The following is a 16,714-nucleotide window of genomic DNA, read 5'->3' on the forward strand; positions in this document are numbered from 1 at the left end:
TATGGGCAAATCTCGCGCCTGGCCTGCTCATGATGCGCTCGAGGCACGCCTTTGTCATCGCTTTTCCGATGCGGCGCTGCTGACTCTGGCGCTGACCCATATCAGCGCGCTGCCGTCTGGCGCGGGGCGGGTGAAGTCCAACCAGCGGCTCGAATTCCTGGGCGATCGGGTGCTCGGCCTGGTCGTGTCGGATCTTCTCTACCGCAAATTCCCGCGCGCCGATGAGGGCGAGCTGTCGCGCCGCCTCGCGGAACTGGTGCGCAAGGAAACTTGTGCCGAAGTCGCTGTGGAATGGCAGTTGGGACCGCACATCCGGCTGGGCGAAGGCGAAATCGTATCGGGGGGCGCAGAAAAGGTCGCGATTCTCGCCGATGCCTGCGAGGCCATCATCGGCGCGATCTTTCTCGATGCGGGATTTGAAGCCGCGCAAAAGGTCATTGCCGGCACCTGGGAGGAGCGGGTCGCGGCGGCGACCGGCGCACGGCGCGATCCCAAGACCGCTTTGCAAGAATGGGCGCAGGGCCGGGGGCTTGCGGCGCCGACCTACGGGCAGGTTTCGCGCACCGGCCCCGATCATGCGCCGTCCTTCGTTGTCGCGGTGCATGTGGACGGTTTCGCCGATACCCAGGCTTCCGGCGCTTCTAAGCGTGCTGCGGAACAGGCCGCGGCAGCGGCGTTTATGGAATCTGTGGTGAAGATTTGAAACCTTGCGAGAGCAAGTCTCAGATCTTTCTCCTGATCGTTGGCGGTTCTTTGTAATGTTGTGGAAAACGGCGTGAGGGGAAGCGGCCCCGACGCTCCATCGGCACAGCCATAAAACCGCAAACGACGCCACTTCCTCGCAACAAACCGTTCGATATTCCAAACGGAATCGTTTATTCTCCCAAACATCGTGTGGTGGGACGGTCATGGGCGTTGAAGGGAAAGATAAGGTCAAGGCGTTGGAGGCGGGGGCCGTGGCGCTGTCGGGCCAACTGGGCAAGACGGTGCAGCGGCTGCGCAAGGCCTATAATCTGTCGCTGTCCGAATTGTCCGAGCAATCGGGCGTCGCCAAATCGATCATCAGCCAGATCGAGCGCAACGAGACCAATCCGACACTCGCGACCATCTGGCGGCTCGCCCAGGCGCTCGACGTCTCGATCGAGAAAGTATTGCTCGCCGCCGAGGACGAGCCTTTCGTCGAAAGATCGAGCCGCGGCGACACACCGATCCTGACCTCGGATGATGGCAAATGCCGCCTGATGATCATCGGCTGGATCAAGACTGTCGAATGGCTTCAATGGTACGATTTCCATGCCGAGCCGGGCGGGCAATTGGAGTCGGAGGCGCACCAACGCGGCTCGATCGAATCCTTATCGGTACTGGAGGGAGAGCTCGAAGTTGAGGTCGCCAGCGTGAAGGAAACCGCCAAGGCTGGCGAGACCCTGCGCTACCGTTGCGACCGCCCGCATGTGATCCGCAACGTCTCGAAAAAGCCCGCCCAGGCGACCATGGTGTGCATCCTCAAGGCCGCCGTGATGGAGTGAGCGTAGGGCGTGTCAGGTCGCGCAATTGTAAGGGCTGGCGCGCATTCTTTGCAGAGGTCGGCATATTGCCGATGCGACATGCCTGTCCTATGGCTTGACCGATCTCGTCTCGCCGACATTCCCAATTGAAATTGCGCCCTGGAGCATTCTTACACGGCTTGCCGCCGGCAAAATTGCTGGCGCTGCTTTATGCTGCGCTGTTTTTGGCGCCCGGAGTCACGCAACCGTTTTTGCCGGCCTGGCTTGGCGCGCGCGGCCTCACCGACGGTCAGATCGGTTTGGTGATCGCGACGCCGCTGCTCATGCGCATTTTGGCGACACCGCCCGTCACGCTTTTTGCGGAGCGCAAGAAGAGCGTTGCCCTGGCTCTGCTCTTGTGTTCCATCGCGACGGCGGCCGGTTATCTGACGCTTGGGTTTGGCCACGGCTTCGGCGTCATCATCCTTCTCATTGCCGCGATCTCGATCGCTCAAGGACCGATCCAATCGCTGAACGACGCGCTGACGCTGCGCGTCGTGCAGGAATCTCGCCGCACCACGGGGCCGCGGCTCGATTATGGCCGTATCCGCGTTTGGGGCTCGATCGCTTTCGTGCTGGCGAGTCTCATGGCCGGGCGCCTGCTGCAATTCATTCCAGTGACCGGCGTTTCCTGGATGATCGCCGCCGGCGCGATCATCGGCGCCTTCGTCACATGGGAATATTCGGGCGTCGCACCGCCGGAGGCGGTGCTGCGCCCGGCGCGCACGAAGTCGCAGATGTATATCGGCCGTCCTTGGCTGGTGTTCGGCATCATCGCGAGTTCGGCCGCGATCCAGGCGAGCCATGGGCTGCTCTATACGTTCGGCCCCAAACATTGGGGCGCCAACGGCATTCCGAGCCAGGAGGTCGGCATGCTCTGGGCGCTGGGCGTGATCACCGAAATCATGATGTTCGCTTTCGGCGGCAAACTCATTCGCAGCCAATGGAGCGCCAGCATTTTGCTCGGCTGCGGCGGCTTTGCCGCGACTATGCGCTGGCTGAGCCTGGCTTTCGATCCATCCGCCACACTGCTCATCTTCGTGCAGGCGATGCATGGCCTCACCTTCTGCGCCACCCATTTCTCGACGCAATTCCTGTTGTCGCTTTTCGTGCCGTCCGATCTCGCGGCGCGAGTTCAGGGCTGGTATTCGGCCGCAGTCGCCGCCGGTCTTGCTGCCCTGACAGCTTTGTCGGGCGTGCTTTATGCGGGTTTGGGCGAGCGGGCCTATTGGGTGATGGCACTGGTCAGCCTTAGCGGGCTCGTCGGGGCGGTGCTGGTGAATGCCAAATTATCGGTGCGCACGAGCGCATGAGCATCGGATGCACGCACCGGCATCGGTCAGCGCATGGCTGCTTCACGCAAATGAGGGCCTAAACAGAGACAAGTCTGCTGTCCGAATCTGTCCCGCACGCTATCTAGAATGGGAACGCAGGATCACGCTGGGCTGGCCGAGAAATACGTTTCGATATCGGTCAGGCGCAGCGAGATGATGCACCAATTCCCTTGCCGGTCCCGCCGCCAATCCCGCTTCGCGTCAAACATGCAAGTGGCTGTGCAGTGCCTTGGTTGCGACCTGCCGAGGGCGGTGCGAGTGCGCTCCGCCCCGCAGGCAAGGGCGGATTCGGCTACGATATGAGGCTGTCACATGGCAAATCTTCGGCCCGAGGCGGGCCTCGCTGCTCCCGCGGCGATCAGCACGAGCTTTCCCATTCGCCAATCCGGGGCGTTTGAACGGGCTGCCAGCCTCGTCGCGGTAAGCTTTGGCGTGTGCATGGTGCAGCTCGACGTCATGATCGTGACCGTCGCGCTCGATCAGATCCGGAGCTTGACCCCGGGAAATGTGTCCGGCCTGCAATGGGTGGTGAACAGCTATACGCTGGCTTTTGCCGGGTTCCTGCTGACCGGCGGGGCGCTGGGCGACCGATTTGGCGCCAAAAGGATCTATACTGCAGGCCTTTGGCTGTTCGTTCTTGCCTCGGTTGTTTGCGGGCTCGCGCCGTCCGGCTTGGTCCTCGTGGCGGCGCGGGCGCTGCAGGGGGCGGGAGCGGCGCTGTTGCTGCCGACATCGCTGGCGCTGATCGTTCACGCCTATCCGCATCCGGGCGAACGGGCCCGCGCCATCGGCATCTGGGGCGCCGCGGGCGGGCTTGCCATGGCCGGCGGGCCTGTCGTCGGCGGCCTGTTGCTCAGCGCGTTCGGTTGGCGCAGTATTTTTCTCGTCAATCTGCCTGTGGGCCTGTTTGCGTTGGCGCTGACCGCGCGATTCACCGTGCCGGTCGAGGGGCACAGGGGCCGGTCGCTCGATTTGTTGGGCCAGATCCTTGCGATCGTCCTGCTGATCGCCCTGACGGCGACGATTATCGAGGGTGCTCCGCTCGGCTGGACAAACCCGGCCATTCTCGTCGGTTTGACGGTTTTCGTTCTGGCGACCGCCGCTTTCCTCATGGTGGAGATGCACGGGCACGCGCCGATGCTGCCCTTGCAATTGTTCCGCCACCCTGTCTTTGCCGCTGCGACGCTCATCGGTTGCGTCAACAATGCCGCCTATTACGGCACGACCTTCATTCTGAGCCTTTATTTCCGCAATCAACTTGGAATGTCGGCGCTCGATACTGGGCTCGCCTTCGTGCCGATGACCGGGCTGATCGCAATCATCAACGTCCTCGTCGGCCGTATGGCGGCCCATACTGGCACACGGCTGCCGATCGTTATCGGTTTCGTCATGGCATCGCTCGGTTATGGCGCCTTTGCCTGGCAGATCGGCCCGCAGGCGCACTATGCGGATCTCTGGTGGACATTGTTGCTGATGGGCAGCGGCACGGCGTTTGTTGTGCCGCCGATGATCGCCGCGCTCGTTGGAACCGTGGAGCGTGCCAATGCCGGCATCGCCTCCGGCGTGTTGAACGCCTTGCGCCAGACCGGCGGCGCGGTTGGTGTTGCCGTCTTTGGGGTCGCTGCAGGCGATACATCGGTGGCCGGGATGCGCGTGGCCCTATTGATCGCCTGTGCGGCCGGGCTTGCGGCGGCGGCCATCGCTTTGGTCTTCATGCCGTCACGCAAGGCCTGATCGGACAATTCGAACGAAGAGGGGTCAATTGGGCCAGGAACCCCGGGGATCGTGGCCGCTTTTTTCCGTCTTAATGCCTTCTCTCGACATGGCTTCCGCGCGCCGTTAAGCTAAGGGCAGGTCGATTCAGGCCGGAAATGCGTTGAGGCTTTATGGAGGGTGCTCCCAGCTTTTCGGTTGATGCGCGAGATGCTTCCTATCTGACTCTGTCTGGCGCATGGGTTGCCGCTGCGGCCAAGCAAATCGAGACAGTGTCGCGCCATTTGGTACAGGCTGCAGCCAATATGCCGCATGTCACCCTCGATCTGTCGGGCATCGAGCATCTCGACATGGCCGGCGCATGGGTGATCGAGCGAGCCCATCGGCAATTCGCCGTCGGCGGCGGCACGGTCACCTTCGTCAATGCGCGGCGCGAATATGCGCAATTGCTCGACGAGGTGAGCCAGCACGATGTGCAGCCCGCGCCGCCGCCGCCACATGGCAATCATCTGGTTACGATTCTCGCCGATATCGGCGCGGCCGTCGTCATATCGGCCAAGGATCTCTACAATGGCCAAGCGTTTCTCGGACAGGTCGCGGCGTCCTTGTTCAAGATGGTGTTCAATCCGCTGCGCTTCCGCATGACGCCGCTGGTCTATCACGTTGAAAGCTTCGCCTTTCATTCGGTGCCGATCATCGTTCTGATCAATTTCCTCGTCGGCTGCATCGTGGCACAGCAGGGCATTTTCCAATCGTCGAAATATGGCGCGACGATCTTCACCGTCGATCTCATCGGCATTCTGATATGCCGCGAACTTGGCGTGCTGCTGACCTCGATCATGATGGCGGGCCGCACGGGCTCGGCGATCACGGCGGAAGTCGGCTCCATGAAAATGCGCGAAGAGGTGGACGCGCTGCAGGTGATGGGGCTCGATCCGGTCGAGGTTTTGGTCGTGCCGCGGGTGGTGGCGCTGATGATCAGCCTGCCGATGCTGACCTTTCTTGCCGACATGGCGGCGATTTTCGGCGGCTTGTTGGTCGTGTGGTTTTACGGCGGCATCGGGCCGGATGTTTTTGCGAGCCGTCTGCAGCAGGCCATTGCGCTCAACACCTTCCTCGCCGGCATCATCAAGGCGCCGTTCATGGCGCTGGTGATCGGGCTCATATCGGCGGTGGAAGGCCTTGCGGTGCAGGGCTCGGCTGAATCGCTCGGCCGGCAGGTGACCGCCTCGGTGGTCAAATCGATTTTCATGGTGATCGTGGTCGACGGCTTGTTCGCCATGTTTTTCGCCGCAATCAGGTATTGAGCCGGGTATGAGCGAGCCGAACCATCCGCAACAACCCCAGGAAGCGCGCGACGTCGCCATTCGTGTGCGCAATCTCGTCGTCGGCTTCGGTCCGAAGATCATCATGAATGGCCTTGACCTCGACGTGTACCGGGGCGAAGTGTTGGGGTTCGTCGGCGGCTCCGGAACGGGCAAATCGGTGCTCACCCGCACGATCCTCGGCCTCATCAAGAAGCGCAGCGGCACGATCGAGGTCTTCGGCAAGAATTTGGATCACATCTCCCCGTCCGAGCGCCGCGCCATGGAGCGTCGCTGGGGTGTCTTGTTCCAGCAGGGCGCACTGTTCTCCAGCCTCACCGTGAAACAGAACGTGCAGATGCCGATGCGCGAATATCTGGACCTGTCGCAGCGCATGCTGGATGAACTGGCGCTCTTGAAAATCGAGCTGACCGGCCTGCCCGCCGACGCCGCCGACAAATACCCCTCCGAACTGTCCGGTGGCATGATCAAACGCGCCGCGCTCGCCCGCGCCTTGGCGCTCGACCCGGAAATCGTGTTTCTCGACGAGCCGACATCCGGCCTTGACCCGATCGGCGCGGCGGAATTCGATGAACTCATCCGCACGCTGCAGCAAACGCTCGGCCTCACCGTTTTCATGGTGACCCACGATCTCGACTCGCTGTACGCGATCTGTGACCGAATTGCCGCGCTCGCCGACAAAAAGGTGATCGCGGCGGGGCCCATGGATGTGATGCTGCAATCGCAGCACCCCTGGTTACAATCGTATTTTCATGGGGTTAGGGCGCGCAATGCGGCTTATGGCCATACCCAGACGGGCTCGACCGCCTGACTCGCTTGCGCAAAAAAGCCAAATTCGGCAATAGTTTTGCCGCTGACTTGAATGGAGCTGGACCGACACGATGGAGACAAGAGCGAATTACGCTCTGATCGGGGCATTCACCCTCATTGTGATTGCGTCGGCCTTTGCATTCATCTTTTGGTTTTCTGGCGGCAACAAGCAAGCGAACCAGAAGGCTTATCTCGTCATTTTCAAGGGATCGGTTTCTGGCCTGTCACGCGGCTCGCAAGTCTTGTTCAACGGCTTGCCAGTGGGCGAGGTCACCGAGATTGATTTGATGGAGGCGGATCCGAGGCGTATCGAGGCCACCATCCGGGTTAGCCAGCGGACGCCGGTGAAAACGAATACCCACGCCAAGCTGGAGTCGCAAGGCCTGACGGGCATCGCCTCTCTTGCCCTGACGGGCGGCAGCCCGAGGGCGGAGGATTTGAAAGCGCAACCAGGCGAAGAATTGCCCACAATTGAAGCCGACCAGTCCGACCTGCAGAACCTGCTGGAGGCCGTGCAGAACCTAAGCAAAAAGTCCGACACGCTGCTCGACAATGCCAACAAGCTTATCGACGACAACCGCGATTCCATCCATAATACGTTGCAGCATGTCGAAGCATTCACCGACACTTTGTCGCAGAACGGCGACAATATTAATCAAACTCTGGACAATGTGCGTGTCGTTACCGGTAACCTGAAGGACAACAAGGACAACATCGATCAGATATTGAAAAACGCCTCCGATCTGTCTGCCAAGCTGAATGCCACCGCGACCAAGCTCGATCAATTGATTGCAAGCGCGCAGGATGTGATCGGCGGCAATGGCGAAGCGGGGAAGGGGATTGTCGACGATGTGCGCGCCGCCGCGCAATCCTTCCGCAAACTGGCCGACAATCTCGACCAGCGCACCAAGGAAATCACGGCCAGTGTCAACCACATTGCCGGGCCGACCGCGCACGAATATGAGGCGCTCGCCAGCGACGCGCGCCGCTCGCTCGGTGAATTGAACAGAGTGATCCAGTCGATCAACCAAAATCCGCAACAATTCCTCTTTGGCGCCAAGACGACTATTCCTGAATATGCACCGGGCAGATAGACTCGATGGCTGTTGTTTTTTGACTTTGACGAACCAGGTTGTCATCCTCGTTCACGCGAGGATGACAATGTTAGAGCGATGACTTGAGGACTTTATGGCATTTTTGACACAAGACATTGCTCGTCGCGCCTTCCTGCCAAGCCTGTTCGCGGCCATTTTGAGTCTGAGCGCGTGCAGCTCCGGCGCACCGCTCCAAACCTACGACCTGACCGCGATCGCCAGCGCGCCGCGGCCGGTGCGCGGCGTGCACGGCCAGATCATCGTGACTGAGCCGGTGGCGAGCACGGCGCTCGACAGCGACCGCGTTCTGGTGCGCCCGCAACCTGAAACACTTGCGTATCTGGGCGGCGCCAAATGGTCGGCGCGGCTGCCTGCGCTGGTACAGACGCGTCTCATCCAGAGCTTTGAAAACGCCCGGGCGCTGAAGGCGGTCGGCCGGCCCGGCGATCGTTCTTCCGCCGATTACGATCTGACCACGGAAATCCGCAGCTTCGAAATCGATGTGCAAAGCGGTCAGGCGGTTGTCGAAATCGCCGCCAAATTGGTGCAGGACGCCAGCGGCCGGGTCGCGGCCGCCAGGATCTTCACCGCCCGCGTGCCCGCGAGCGCCGCGGACGGTGTTGCGGCCACCACCGCGCTGGACGCGGCATTGGGCCGCGTGATGGGCGAAATCGTCACCTGGACCGCGGGGCGGGGGTAGGCGCGTGGTCCGGCGCGCTTAAAGAACCGCCTGCCTGCGACTGGGACGCTCGCGCGGCCAGTGTCCGCACGGCACCCACCAAGTAAAGTGATCCCGTCACCAAAACCCAGCCGCCGCGCGCCCCGGCACCGGCATAAGCGCGCTCCATAGCAGCCTCGAGCGTCGGCGCGATTTCGGTATCGAGCCCGGCGCTTTGCGCCAGAGCGGCAAGGTCGGAAGCCGGATACATGCGGACCTTCTTCTCGGCTTCGGTGACGATCAGATGTGCGACCTTGCCGCTCAATTCACGCAAAAAGCCGGCGGCGTCCTTATCGGCGCCAAGCGCCAGGACGGCGATACAGGGGCCGTGCAGGGCCGTGTCTTGTGCCAGGTCCCGTAACACCTGCGCGATGTTGAAGGGTACGTGCGCGCCGTCCAAAACCAGTTGCAGGCCATCGTGCGTCACGTGCTCCATCCGGCCAGGTAGGCGCGCCATAGCTTGGGTCGGCGGATCGAGCAGGGCCGCGCCGACGCCGGGGGTGGACGCGCCGATCACATCGAGAACGCGCGCCGCGACCGCGAGATTGCGCTCGGCGATGCTGGCGTCTGCGGCGAGGGCGACGCGCTCGATGCGGGCATGCAGCAGATCGGCCTGTTCGGCCAGAATGCGGCCGGCGGCATCCTCCAGCCCGAGCGGCGTCACCAAAACCGCGCCGGGCTTCAGGATGCCGATTTTCTCATAGGCGATGGCCTCGCGCGTCTTGCCGAGCACTTCCGTATGTTCAAGTTCGACATTGGTGACGACGGCCACCTCGCCCTCAACCACATTGGTCGAATCGTATCGGCCACCCAGTCCGACTTCGATGGCGGCCCAGGCAATTCCGGCGTCGCGGAAGATCAAGAATGCACCGGCGGTGAGCAGGTCGAACCACGAGGCATTGCCACCGTCGGTGCCGCTCGCGCGCGCCGCTTTATAGGCGTCAAGCGCGTGGGCGAGGGCGTGTGCCAGCGTTTCGTCGGCCACCGGCGCGCCGTTCACATGCACCCGCTCGGTAACATGTTCCAGATGCGGCGAGCCGTAGCGTCCGACGTGAAAGCCAGCGCGCCGCAAGCCGGCGGCGACGAGTGCGCAGACCGAGCCCTTGCCCTTTGTGCCGGTCACATGCACCGCGCGAAAAGTTCGATGCGGATTGCCAAGCCGCGCCATGAGGTCGCGCATCGGGGCAAGCGACACGCGCATATCGGTGCGCGGCCGGTTCTCCCAGTTGGTGAGGGCGTCGAGTTCGGCGAGGATCGCGGGGAGGGAGGTCATGGAAGACTCAAAAATTCCCTTCTCCCGCAGGCGGCGCGAGCAAGCTCGCGCCGCGTATCAAAAATGCACGAACCGGGGATCCCCGGTTCGTGCTGCGGAAGAAGGCTCAGGTGTTAGCCGTCGAAGCGGCCCGAGGCGTGCGCCAGCATCGTGTAGACTTTGCCGGTTTCCGACGTCAGGTAGCTGCGGGTGCGGCTGCCGTCGCGGTCTTCGCGGCCGACTTGGTTCAGCAGGCGCTCGAACTCCTGGCAATAATGGTCAACCGTCGCGTGGAACCCTTCGTCGTCGCTGTAACGGCGGCGGATTTCCTCGAAGGTCTGCTGGCCCTGGGTCGTATAGAGGTGACGGCCGAAGGCACGCCGGTCGCCACGGCGGTAACGATCCCAAGCCGAGCTTGCCGCAGCCTGATCGATCATCTTCGCAATATCGAGCGAGATCGTGTCGAGCTGGGGCGCCGGCACCTCGGCTTCCACCACGGGAGCCGGATCGTCGGAGGCGCGGGCGAGCAGGTTCGACAACCAACCCGGACCACGGTCAACCGGCGCTACCGGAGGGTTCGGCCGCACCGGCGTGATGGCGCGGGACTCCGACCGGCGCGGCGTCGCAGCGTCGGCCGCAGGGGCCTGCGCGCGGGTGGGGTTGGCCGCGATGGCCGAGACGTCGAAGCTGCGGCCCGAGCGTGACACGATGGTCGACAGCTCGTTCAGCGCCTTGATCTGGTCGGCCACGACCTTGCGCATGGCATTGGCCTGCTCTGCGGTTTCTCGCGGCAGTTCCACCGTGCCGCGGCGCAATTCCTCGCGCGTCGCGTCGAGCTCGGTCTGGATCGTGCGGGCGACGCCGCGCATGTCCTCGGCACTCGATTGGAACCGTTCGGTGGCCTTGGCGAACAGATCATTCATCTCGCCGATTGCCTGGTCGTAAGCGGCGCGCATCGCTTGCGCGGTGCGGTCGCGCTCCTTGCCCGTCGTGCTGCGGATATTGTCGAAGTGGCTGGCGATCAGCCCCGTCGACTGCTGCGACGCGTCGGTGAGGAAGGCGCCGATCTCGCGGGCGCGCGCCTCGGCATTGCGGAAGGATTCTTCCATTCGGCCGCTGAACGATTGCATCGCCGTCTCGAAGTCTTCGGCGCGGCGATTGATGTCGTTGCCGAGCGTCTCGAGCTGCTGGCGGCGTGCTTCGAGCGCACCGTCCACATCGCCATGGGTCTGGGCGAGCTGATCGGAGACCAGACGCAGAGATTGGACGTGGCCGTTGAGCTTGTTGGCGAGCTCGGAGGCATTGTCCAGCGTCGAACCCGATGCGTTGTTGAGCGCATAGACTTCGTCCTGGATGCTGCCGAGCGCGCGCTGCAAATCCTCGACGCGGGCGCTGAGGTGAGTGTCGACGGCAGTCAGGCGGTCGCCAGCAGTGTCGATGATGTTTTGCAGCGAGACGTTGGTCGCACCGAGCTGGTCAAGCACTGCGCTCATTTCGTCGCGCAACTTGTCATGCGCGCCGGTGAGGGCGCCGAGCGAATCGTTCGCATGCGCGTCGATTGTATGGCGCAGTTCGCCGGTCGATTGGTCGAGCGCGAGCGTGAATTCGCTCTGGCGTTGGCGCAGATGCTCGACGATCGAGCGGCCGCGGTTTTCGATCGCACGCGTGACCGCGTCGCCGACCTTGGCGACCTCTTGCGCGACCTCCTGGCCCTTGGCAGAGAGCAGCGTGACGAGATTGTCGCCGCGCGTGCCGAACAGCGTTTCGAATTCGGCGATGTGGCCGGCAAGATTTTCTTGCAGCGCGCCAGTCCGCGCGTCGAGCGTATCCTGGATCTGCTTGGTGCGGGCATCCAAGGTGTCTTGCAGGCGGTTGGTATGGTCGTCGAACGCATTGTTGACCGAGCCGAGCACGTTCTGCACATCGTGCAGGCGCGCGGCAAGGTCCTCGTGCAGGCGATCCGTTTGCTGGCCGAAGGCATTGTGCACATCGCCGAGCACATTCTGCAGGTCGTGGACGCGCGTGCCCAGCGCTTCGTTGAACTGGGCCGTCTGACCGTCGAACGTGTCGCGAATCTGGCCGAGCACGTTCTGCAGGTCGTCGAGACGTCCGGTAAGCGCGCTGTTGAGCTGGCTCGTATGGCCGTCGAACGTCGTGTTGACCTGGTCCAGAATGCTTTGCACGTCCTGCACGCGGGCGCCGAGCGCGTCGCTGAGCCGTTCGGCATGCCCGTCGAAGGTGCCGTGCACCTGTTCGAGGACATTCTGAATGTCGGTAATCCGCGTGCCGAGGGCGTCAGCAAGATGCGCGGTGCGATCGTCGAATGTGCCATGCACATGGCCCAGCGCCGTCTGCACGTCGTCAAGCCGTGCGCCGAACGTGTCGTTGAGCCGCGTGGTGTGCTCGTCGAAGGCTTCGTGCACTTGGTTGAGCGTGCGTTGCAGATCCTCGACACGGCCGCCGAAGACATCATTGAGCTGCTCCGCGCGGCCGTCGAAGGCAGCGTGCACGTGATCGAGCGTGCCTTGCAAGTCGCGCAAGCGGGTGCCGATCGTCTCGTTGAGATGCGCCGTGCGGCCGTTGAAGGTTTCTTCCACCTGGCCGAGGGCATTCTGCAGATCAAGCACGCGGCTGTCGAGCGTTGCGTTGAGCCGCGCCGTATGGCCGTCGAACGTGTCGTTCGCCTGACCCAGGACCTTTTGCATGTCCAACACACGGTTGCCGAGTGTTGCGTTGAGCCGGACGGCATGACCGTCGAAGGTTTCGTGCACTTGGCCGAGGACATTCTGCATGTCCTGGACACGGGCGCCAATCGCCTCGTTGATCTGAGCCGCCTGACCGTCGAAGGCTCCGTGCACCTGGCCAAGGACATTCTGCATGTCTTGGACGCGGGCGCCGATCGCCTCATTGATCTGAGCCGCCTGACCGTCGAAGGTTCCGTGCACCTGGCCAAGGACATTCTGCATGTCCTGGACACGGGCGCCGAGCGCTTCGTTGATCTGAGCCGCTTGACCGTCGAAGGTTTCGTGAACTTGGCCGAGGACATTCTGCATGTCCTGGATACGCGTGCCGAGCGTCTCGTTGATATGCGCCGTTTGGCCGTCGAAGATGTGGCGCACATTGTCGAGCGCGTATTGAATATCGCCGACGCGGGCATTCAGCGAATTGCTCAGCCGGTCTGCCTGGCCATCCACCGCCGTTTGCATGGTGCTGAGATTGGTCTGCACATCGGCGACATGGGCCTGCAGCGCCTGACCGAGGCGGCCGGTATGGCCATCGAAAGCGTCGTTGACCTCGGTGAGGGCATTCTGAATGTCGGCGATCCGCGAACCGAGCCTCTCGTCGAGGCGGTGGCTCTGATCGTCGAACGCGCCCTGCACATCGTCGATCGACTTTTGAATGTGCTGAGCGCGGGCGTCGAGCGCATCGGCAAGTCGTGCGGAGTGGCCGTCGAAGGTCGTCTGGATCGCGTTGAGATTATCGCCCAAAGCCTTCTGCACGTCCTGATGACGAGCACCGAGCGCGTCGTTCAGCGCGCCAATATGGGCGCCGAACGCGTCGTTGATAGAGTTGGTATGGCCGTCGAGCAGGTCGTTGACCTCGTGCGCCCGTGCCACCAGATTGTCGGCAACGGCGCGTCCGCGTTCGTCCAGTTCGCTCGACACGCTGTCGAGGCGACCGACGACGCGTTCTTCGAAGCGCGCGATGCGGCCGTCGAGCGTGTCGGCGATCTCCGCGGCGCGGCCGCCCAGCGTCGAATTGATCTCCTGCGCCTTGGAGGAAAGCGTGTCGCTGAGCAAAGTCGAGCGCGCGAGCAAGATACCGTCGATCTCCTTGGCCTTCTCGTCGAGCGAGCGGGTGACCTCGCGGCCGCCGTCGCCGAGCACTCTGGCGATCTCGAGCACACGCTGCGCCAGCGTCTCGTTGAGGCCGCGGCTGCGGGCGTCGAGGCCCGTTTCGATGCGGCCGATGATTGTATCGAGCGAGCGGGCGATCTCTTCCGCTTTGCCCGAGGTGCGCTGATTGAATTCGTCGAGGCGGCCGGCAAAGGCGGTATTGGCCTGATCGACCCGTTCGCCAAGTTTCGCATGGAGGGCATCGCCATGTGAGACGAAGGAATCCTGCAGCCCGTTGAGCTGGTTCTCGATTTGCGTCGTCAAACGATTGGCGTGGCTCGTCATCGTTTCGACATGTCCGGACAATTGCTGATCCATGCGCGCTGCCTCTTCGGCAATATGCGCGGTCGCGACGTTGCTGCGCAGCAGGATCGCTTCTTCGAACCCGTTGAGGCGGTCTACGAGCGTCTCGTTGATGCGATCGCCGTGCATGCCCATCGCCATGACGGCCTCGCTCGCCGTCGTCGCGAACCGGTCATGCAGTTTGTTGGTTTGCGTGGTGAAGCCCGCCAGATGCCCCTGCGTCGTATCCTCGAAGAGGGTGCTGAACGCCTCGCTCTGACGCTTGAACCCATCGAGGCCGGATTGCGCCGTACGGGCGAAGGCCGCGTTGAGCGAAACATTCTGCGCGGCGATGGAGCTGACCGCTTCCTCGGCAGTCGCGGCAAGGCCCGTGCGCAACATGTCCGTTTGCGCGGCGATACCGGCAAGATGCGTATCGCTCATCGCGCGCAAATCGGCGTGTGTCGAGCGCAAATTGGTGTCGAGCGCGTCGGCCTGATCTTTCAGCGCCGCCACATTCTGCTGGGCGGTGTCTGCGAAGGTGCGGTTCAGCGTCGCACCCTGCTGCGCGATGGCCGAAACGGCATCCTGCGCCGTATTGGCGAGGCTGTCGCGCAGGTTCTGCGCATGTTCGGAGAAGGTGGTGACGTGATGATCGGTCGTCTCGCGCAAGCGGCTATGCAGATCGTCGCTCTGCTCCTGGAAGCGCACGAGGCTGTTCTGCGTCGTGTCGGCAAAGCTCTGATTGATGAGATCGCCCTGTGCCGTAATATCCCGCACGGCGTCGCGCGCGGCGTCGACCAGGCCGTCACGCAGCGTATTGGTGCGGTCGACAAACGCATTGAGGTGGGCGTTCGACGCATCGCTGAATGCGTTCTGGAACGAGTCGCTCTGCGCCGCAATGTCGCGCACAGCTTGCTGCGCGGTGTCGCTCAACCCGTCGCGCAACTGGCTGGTGCGCTCGCTGAGCATGTTGAGGTGATTGTTCGACGCATCGTTGAAATGTGCCTGGAACGCGTCGCCGTGCGCATGCAAGGCTTGCAAATTCGCGTCCGCGGCTTGCGAGAAATTCGTGTGCAGCATCTCGGCGTGACGGTCGATGCCCGACAGGAATTCGTCCGAGCTCTGCGCGAAGCGCTGATGCAACTCGTCGGAATGACGGACGAGTTCGTCCTGCACGACCCGGTGGCGGTCGTCGATCATCTGCGTGAGACGTGCGCTCGATTCGTCGAACGTCTTTTGCGATTGCTCCGTCTGGCGGCCGATGTTCTCGCTGATGCGCGCACCGGTCTCGTCCAGGCGCTGGGCGAGGGCGGCGCCGTGCACGGTGATGGTTTCGTGCATACGGTCGCCGGTTTCGGTGAGGCGCGCGGAAAGCGTATCGCCGCGCGAGGAAATGATGTTGGCGACGCGGCCGCCGGTCTCGTCCAGACGCTGCGCCACTTCGTTGCCGCGAATACCAAGATCGGTCACCAGCGCCTCGCCGGTAGCCTTCAGGCGTTGATCGACGTGGGCGATGCGCTCGCCCAATGTTTGCGCCACGGCGTCGGAGGCTTGCGAGAGCTTGTTGGTGACGTCGTCGCCGGTTTGATTGAGCATGCCGACAATGTCGGAGCCCTTGCCGGTGATCCGCTGCACCAGTTGATCGCCGGTCGCGCCGAGCGCGAAAGCGATTTCCTCGCCCTTGGCACCGAGCGACGAAGTCACGCGCGAGCCTGCGCTGCTGACGTTTTCCGCCAGGCGTGCGCTGATGTCTTCCAGTTCCTTGGCGAGATTCTCGTGCGCGCCGGACATGGCGGTACGGACGCGGTCGGCGTTCATCACGATGGATTCGCGCTCGTTCGACAGTTCGTCAATCAGCGAGCGGATGCGCCGTTCGTTATCGGTATAGGAGCGCTCGAGATTGGCGACCTCGTTGCGGACCAAGGTTTCCAATTCGCCGGCGCGCGCCAAAGCGCGCTCGATCCCGTCGCCCATCGAGGCGACTTCGCGGCGGATGGCTTGCGACAGATTGATGACCTGCTCGGAGGCGATATTTTCCGGCTCGACGAGCCGCATGGCCACTTGCGTCATCGAACGCGCCGTCAGGCGCATTTCCTGGCTGCGCCGGGTGAGGGCCGCGATCGTCATCATCAGGATGACGGGTCCTACCGCGAGGATGAGGCCGAGGCTCGTCTGCGGGCGCGTCCAGAATTCGCGGCCGCTTGCAAGCATATCGCTCCACCAGTTGAAATATACATAGGCTGCGCAGAGGCCGAGCCAGATCAGGCTGAGCAGAGCGGCAACGGCATAGGGCGCACGGCTGGGGCGCGCCTGCAAGGCTTGCAGCACCTGGCCGACCGAGCGCTTGTCGTCATTGGCCGGCGTGGTTTGCGCACGCGTCGCGGAGCGCGGATTGGCCGGCGCTGGCGTCGATGCCGGTTTAGGCGCGGGGTCCGGGGTCTTCTGCTCCGATGCGGCGGGTGCCGCCGGCTTGACCGGCACGGGGAAGATCTTTTTGTCGTCGACTTCCGGTAGCTTCGTGGCTGGCTTCGCCGACTGCGGCGGGCTGATGGCGACGGCCGGCGCCTTTGGCGCCGCCGTCTCCTCGGCTTTAGGTTCGGCAGCAAGGCCGCCTAAGTTCAAGGCCTCCTCGATCGCCGACAAAGCGGCGGCTGCCGGATCCTGAAGCTTGACATTATTGGCCATCGGTTGCCTCACAGACTCAGAACTAAAAACGCACCCCCCGGTCGCATGCCACCAAATT

Annotated in this window: 10 protein-coding genes; 8 read left to right on the plus strand and 2 right to left on the minus strand. The window is 62.9% G+C overall.

Annotation, left to right across the window (positions count from 1 at the left end):
- The first annotated feature begins 1 nt into the window (after position 1).
- The 8 genes from rnc to V9T28_RS07240 all read left to right on the plus strand — a co-directional run bounded on the left by rnc (position 2) and on the right by V9T28_RS07240 (position 8,520).
- Positions 2–703: a ribonuclease III gene (gene rnc, locus V9T28_RS07205; protein ID WP_116398342.1), complete on the plus strand. Its 702-nt coding sequence runs from the start codon at positions 2–4 to the stop codon at positions 701–703.
- A 205-nt stretch (positions 704–908) separates the two neighbouring features.
- Positions 909–1,526 carry a helix-turn-helix domain-containing protein gene (locus V9T28_RS07210; protein WP_116398343.1) on the plus strand — a complete coding sequence of 206 codons (618 nt, stop codon included), beginning with the start codon at positions 909–911 and terminating at the stop codon, positions 1,524–1,526.
- Positions 1,527–1,651: 125 nt separating this feature from the next.
- Positions 1,652–2,857: an MFS transporter gene (locus V9T28_RS07215; protein ID WP_199499908.1), complete on the plus strand. Its 1,206-nt coding sequence runs from the start codon at positions 1,652–1,654 to the stop codon at positions 2,855–2,857.
- Positions 2,858–3,190: 333 nt separating this feature from the next.
- On the plus strand, positions 3,191–4,612 hold the full coding sequence (locus V9T28_RS07220; RefSeq protein ID WP_116398345.1) for an MFS transporter: 1,422 nt from the start codon (positions 3,191–3,193) through the stop codon (positions 4,610–4,612).
- A 152-nt stretch (positions 4,613–4,764) separates the two neighbouring features.
- A complete protein-coding gene (locus tag V9T28_RS07225) occupies positions 4,765–5,898 on the plus strand; it encodes an ABC transporter permease (protein WP_116398346.1) in 1,134 nt (377 codons plus the stop codon).
- Positions 5,899–5,905: 7 nt separating this feature from the next.
- Positions 5,906–6,727 carry an ABC transporter ATP-binding protein gene (locus tag V9T28_RS07230; RefSeq protein WP_116398347.1) on the plus strand — a complete coding sequence of 274 codons (822 nt, stop codon included), beginning with the start codon at positions 5,906–5,908 and terminating at the stop codon, positions 6,725–6,727.
- 241 nt (positions 6,728–6,968) lie between these two features.
- Positions 6,969–7,820, plus strand: a complete 852-nt coding sequence (locus V9T28_RS07235; RefSeq protein WP_158554652.1) for an MlaD family protein — start codon at positions 6,969–6,971, stop codon at positions 7,818–7,820.
- Positions 7,821–7,914: 94 nt separating this feature from the next.
- Positions 7,915–8,520, plus strand: coding sequence for an ABC-type transport auxiliary lipoprotein family protein (locus V9T28_RS07240; protein WP_116398349.1), 606 nt, complete (start codon positions 7,915–7,917; stop codon positions 8,518–8,520).
- Here V9T28_RS07240 and V9T28_RS07245 read toward each other — a convergent pair.
- Together V9T28_RS07245 and V9T28_RS07250 are read right to left on the minus strand one after the other, a co-directional pair.
- Positions 8,495–9,811, minus strand: a complete 1,317-nt coding sequence (locus V9T28_RS07245) for a bifunctional folylpolyglutamate synthase/dihydrofolate synthase (RefSeq protein WP_245423791.1) — start codon at positions 9,809–9,811, stop codon at positions 8,495–8,497. The two genes, V9T28_RS07240 and V9T28_RS07245, sit on opposite strands and share 26 nt — an antisense overlap.
- A 113-nt stretch (positions 9,812–9,924) precedes the next feature.
- A complete protein-coding gene (locus tag V9T28_RS07250) occupies positions 9,925–16,656 on the minus strand; it encodes an apolipoprotein A-IV repeat region-like domain-containing protein (protein WP_116398350.1) in 6,732 nt (2,243 codons plus the stop codon).
- Positions 16,657–16,714: the final 58 nt, after the last annotated feature.

Origin of the sequence: Methylovirgula sp. 4M-Z18 (assembly GCF_037890675.1) — a bacterium.
Taxonomy (GTDB): domain Bacteria; phylum Pseudomonadota; class Alphaproteobacteria; order Rhizobiales; family Beijerinckiaceae; genus 4M-Z18.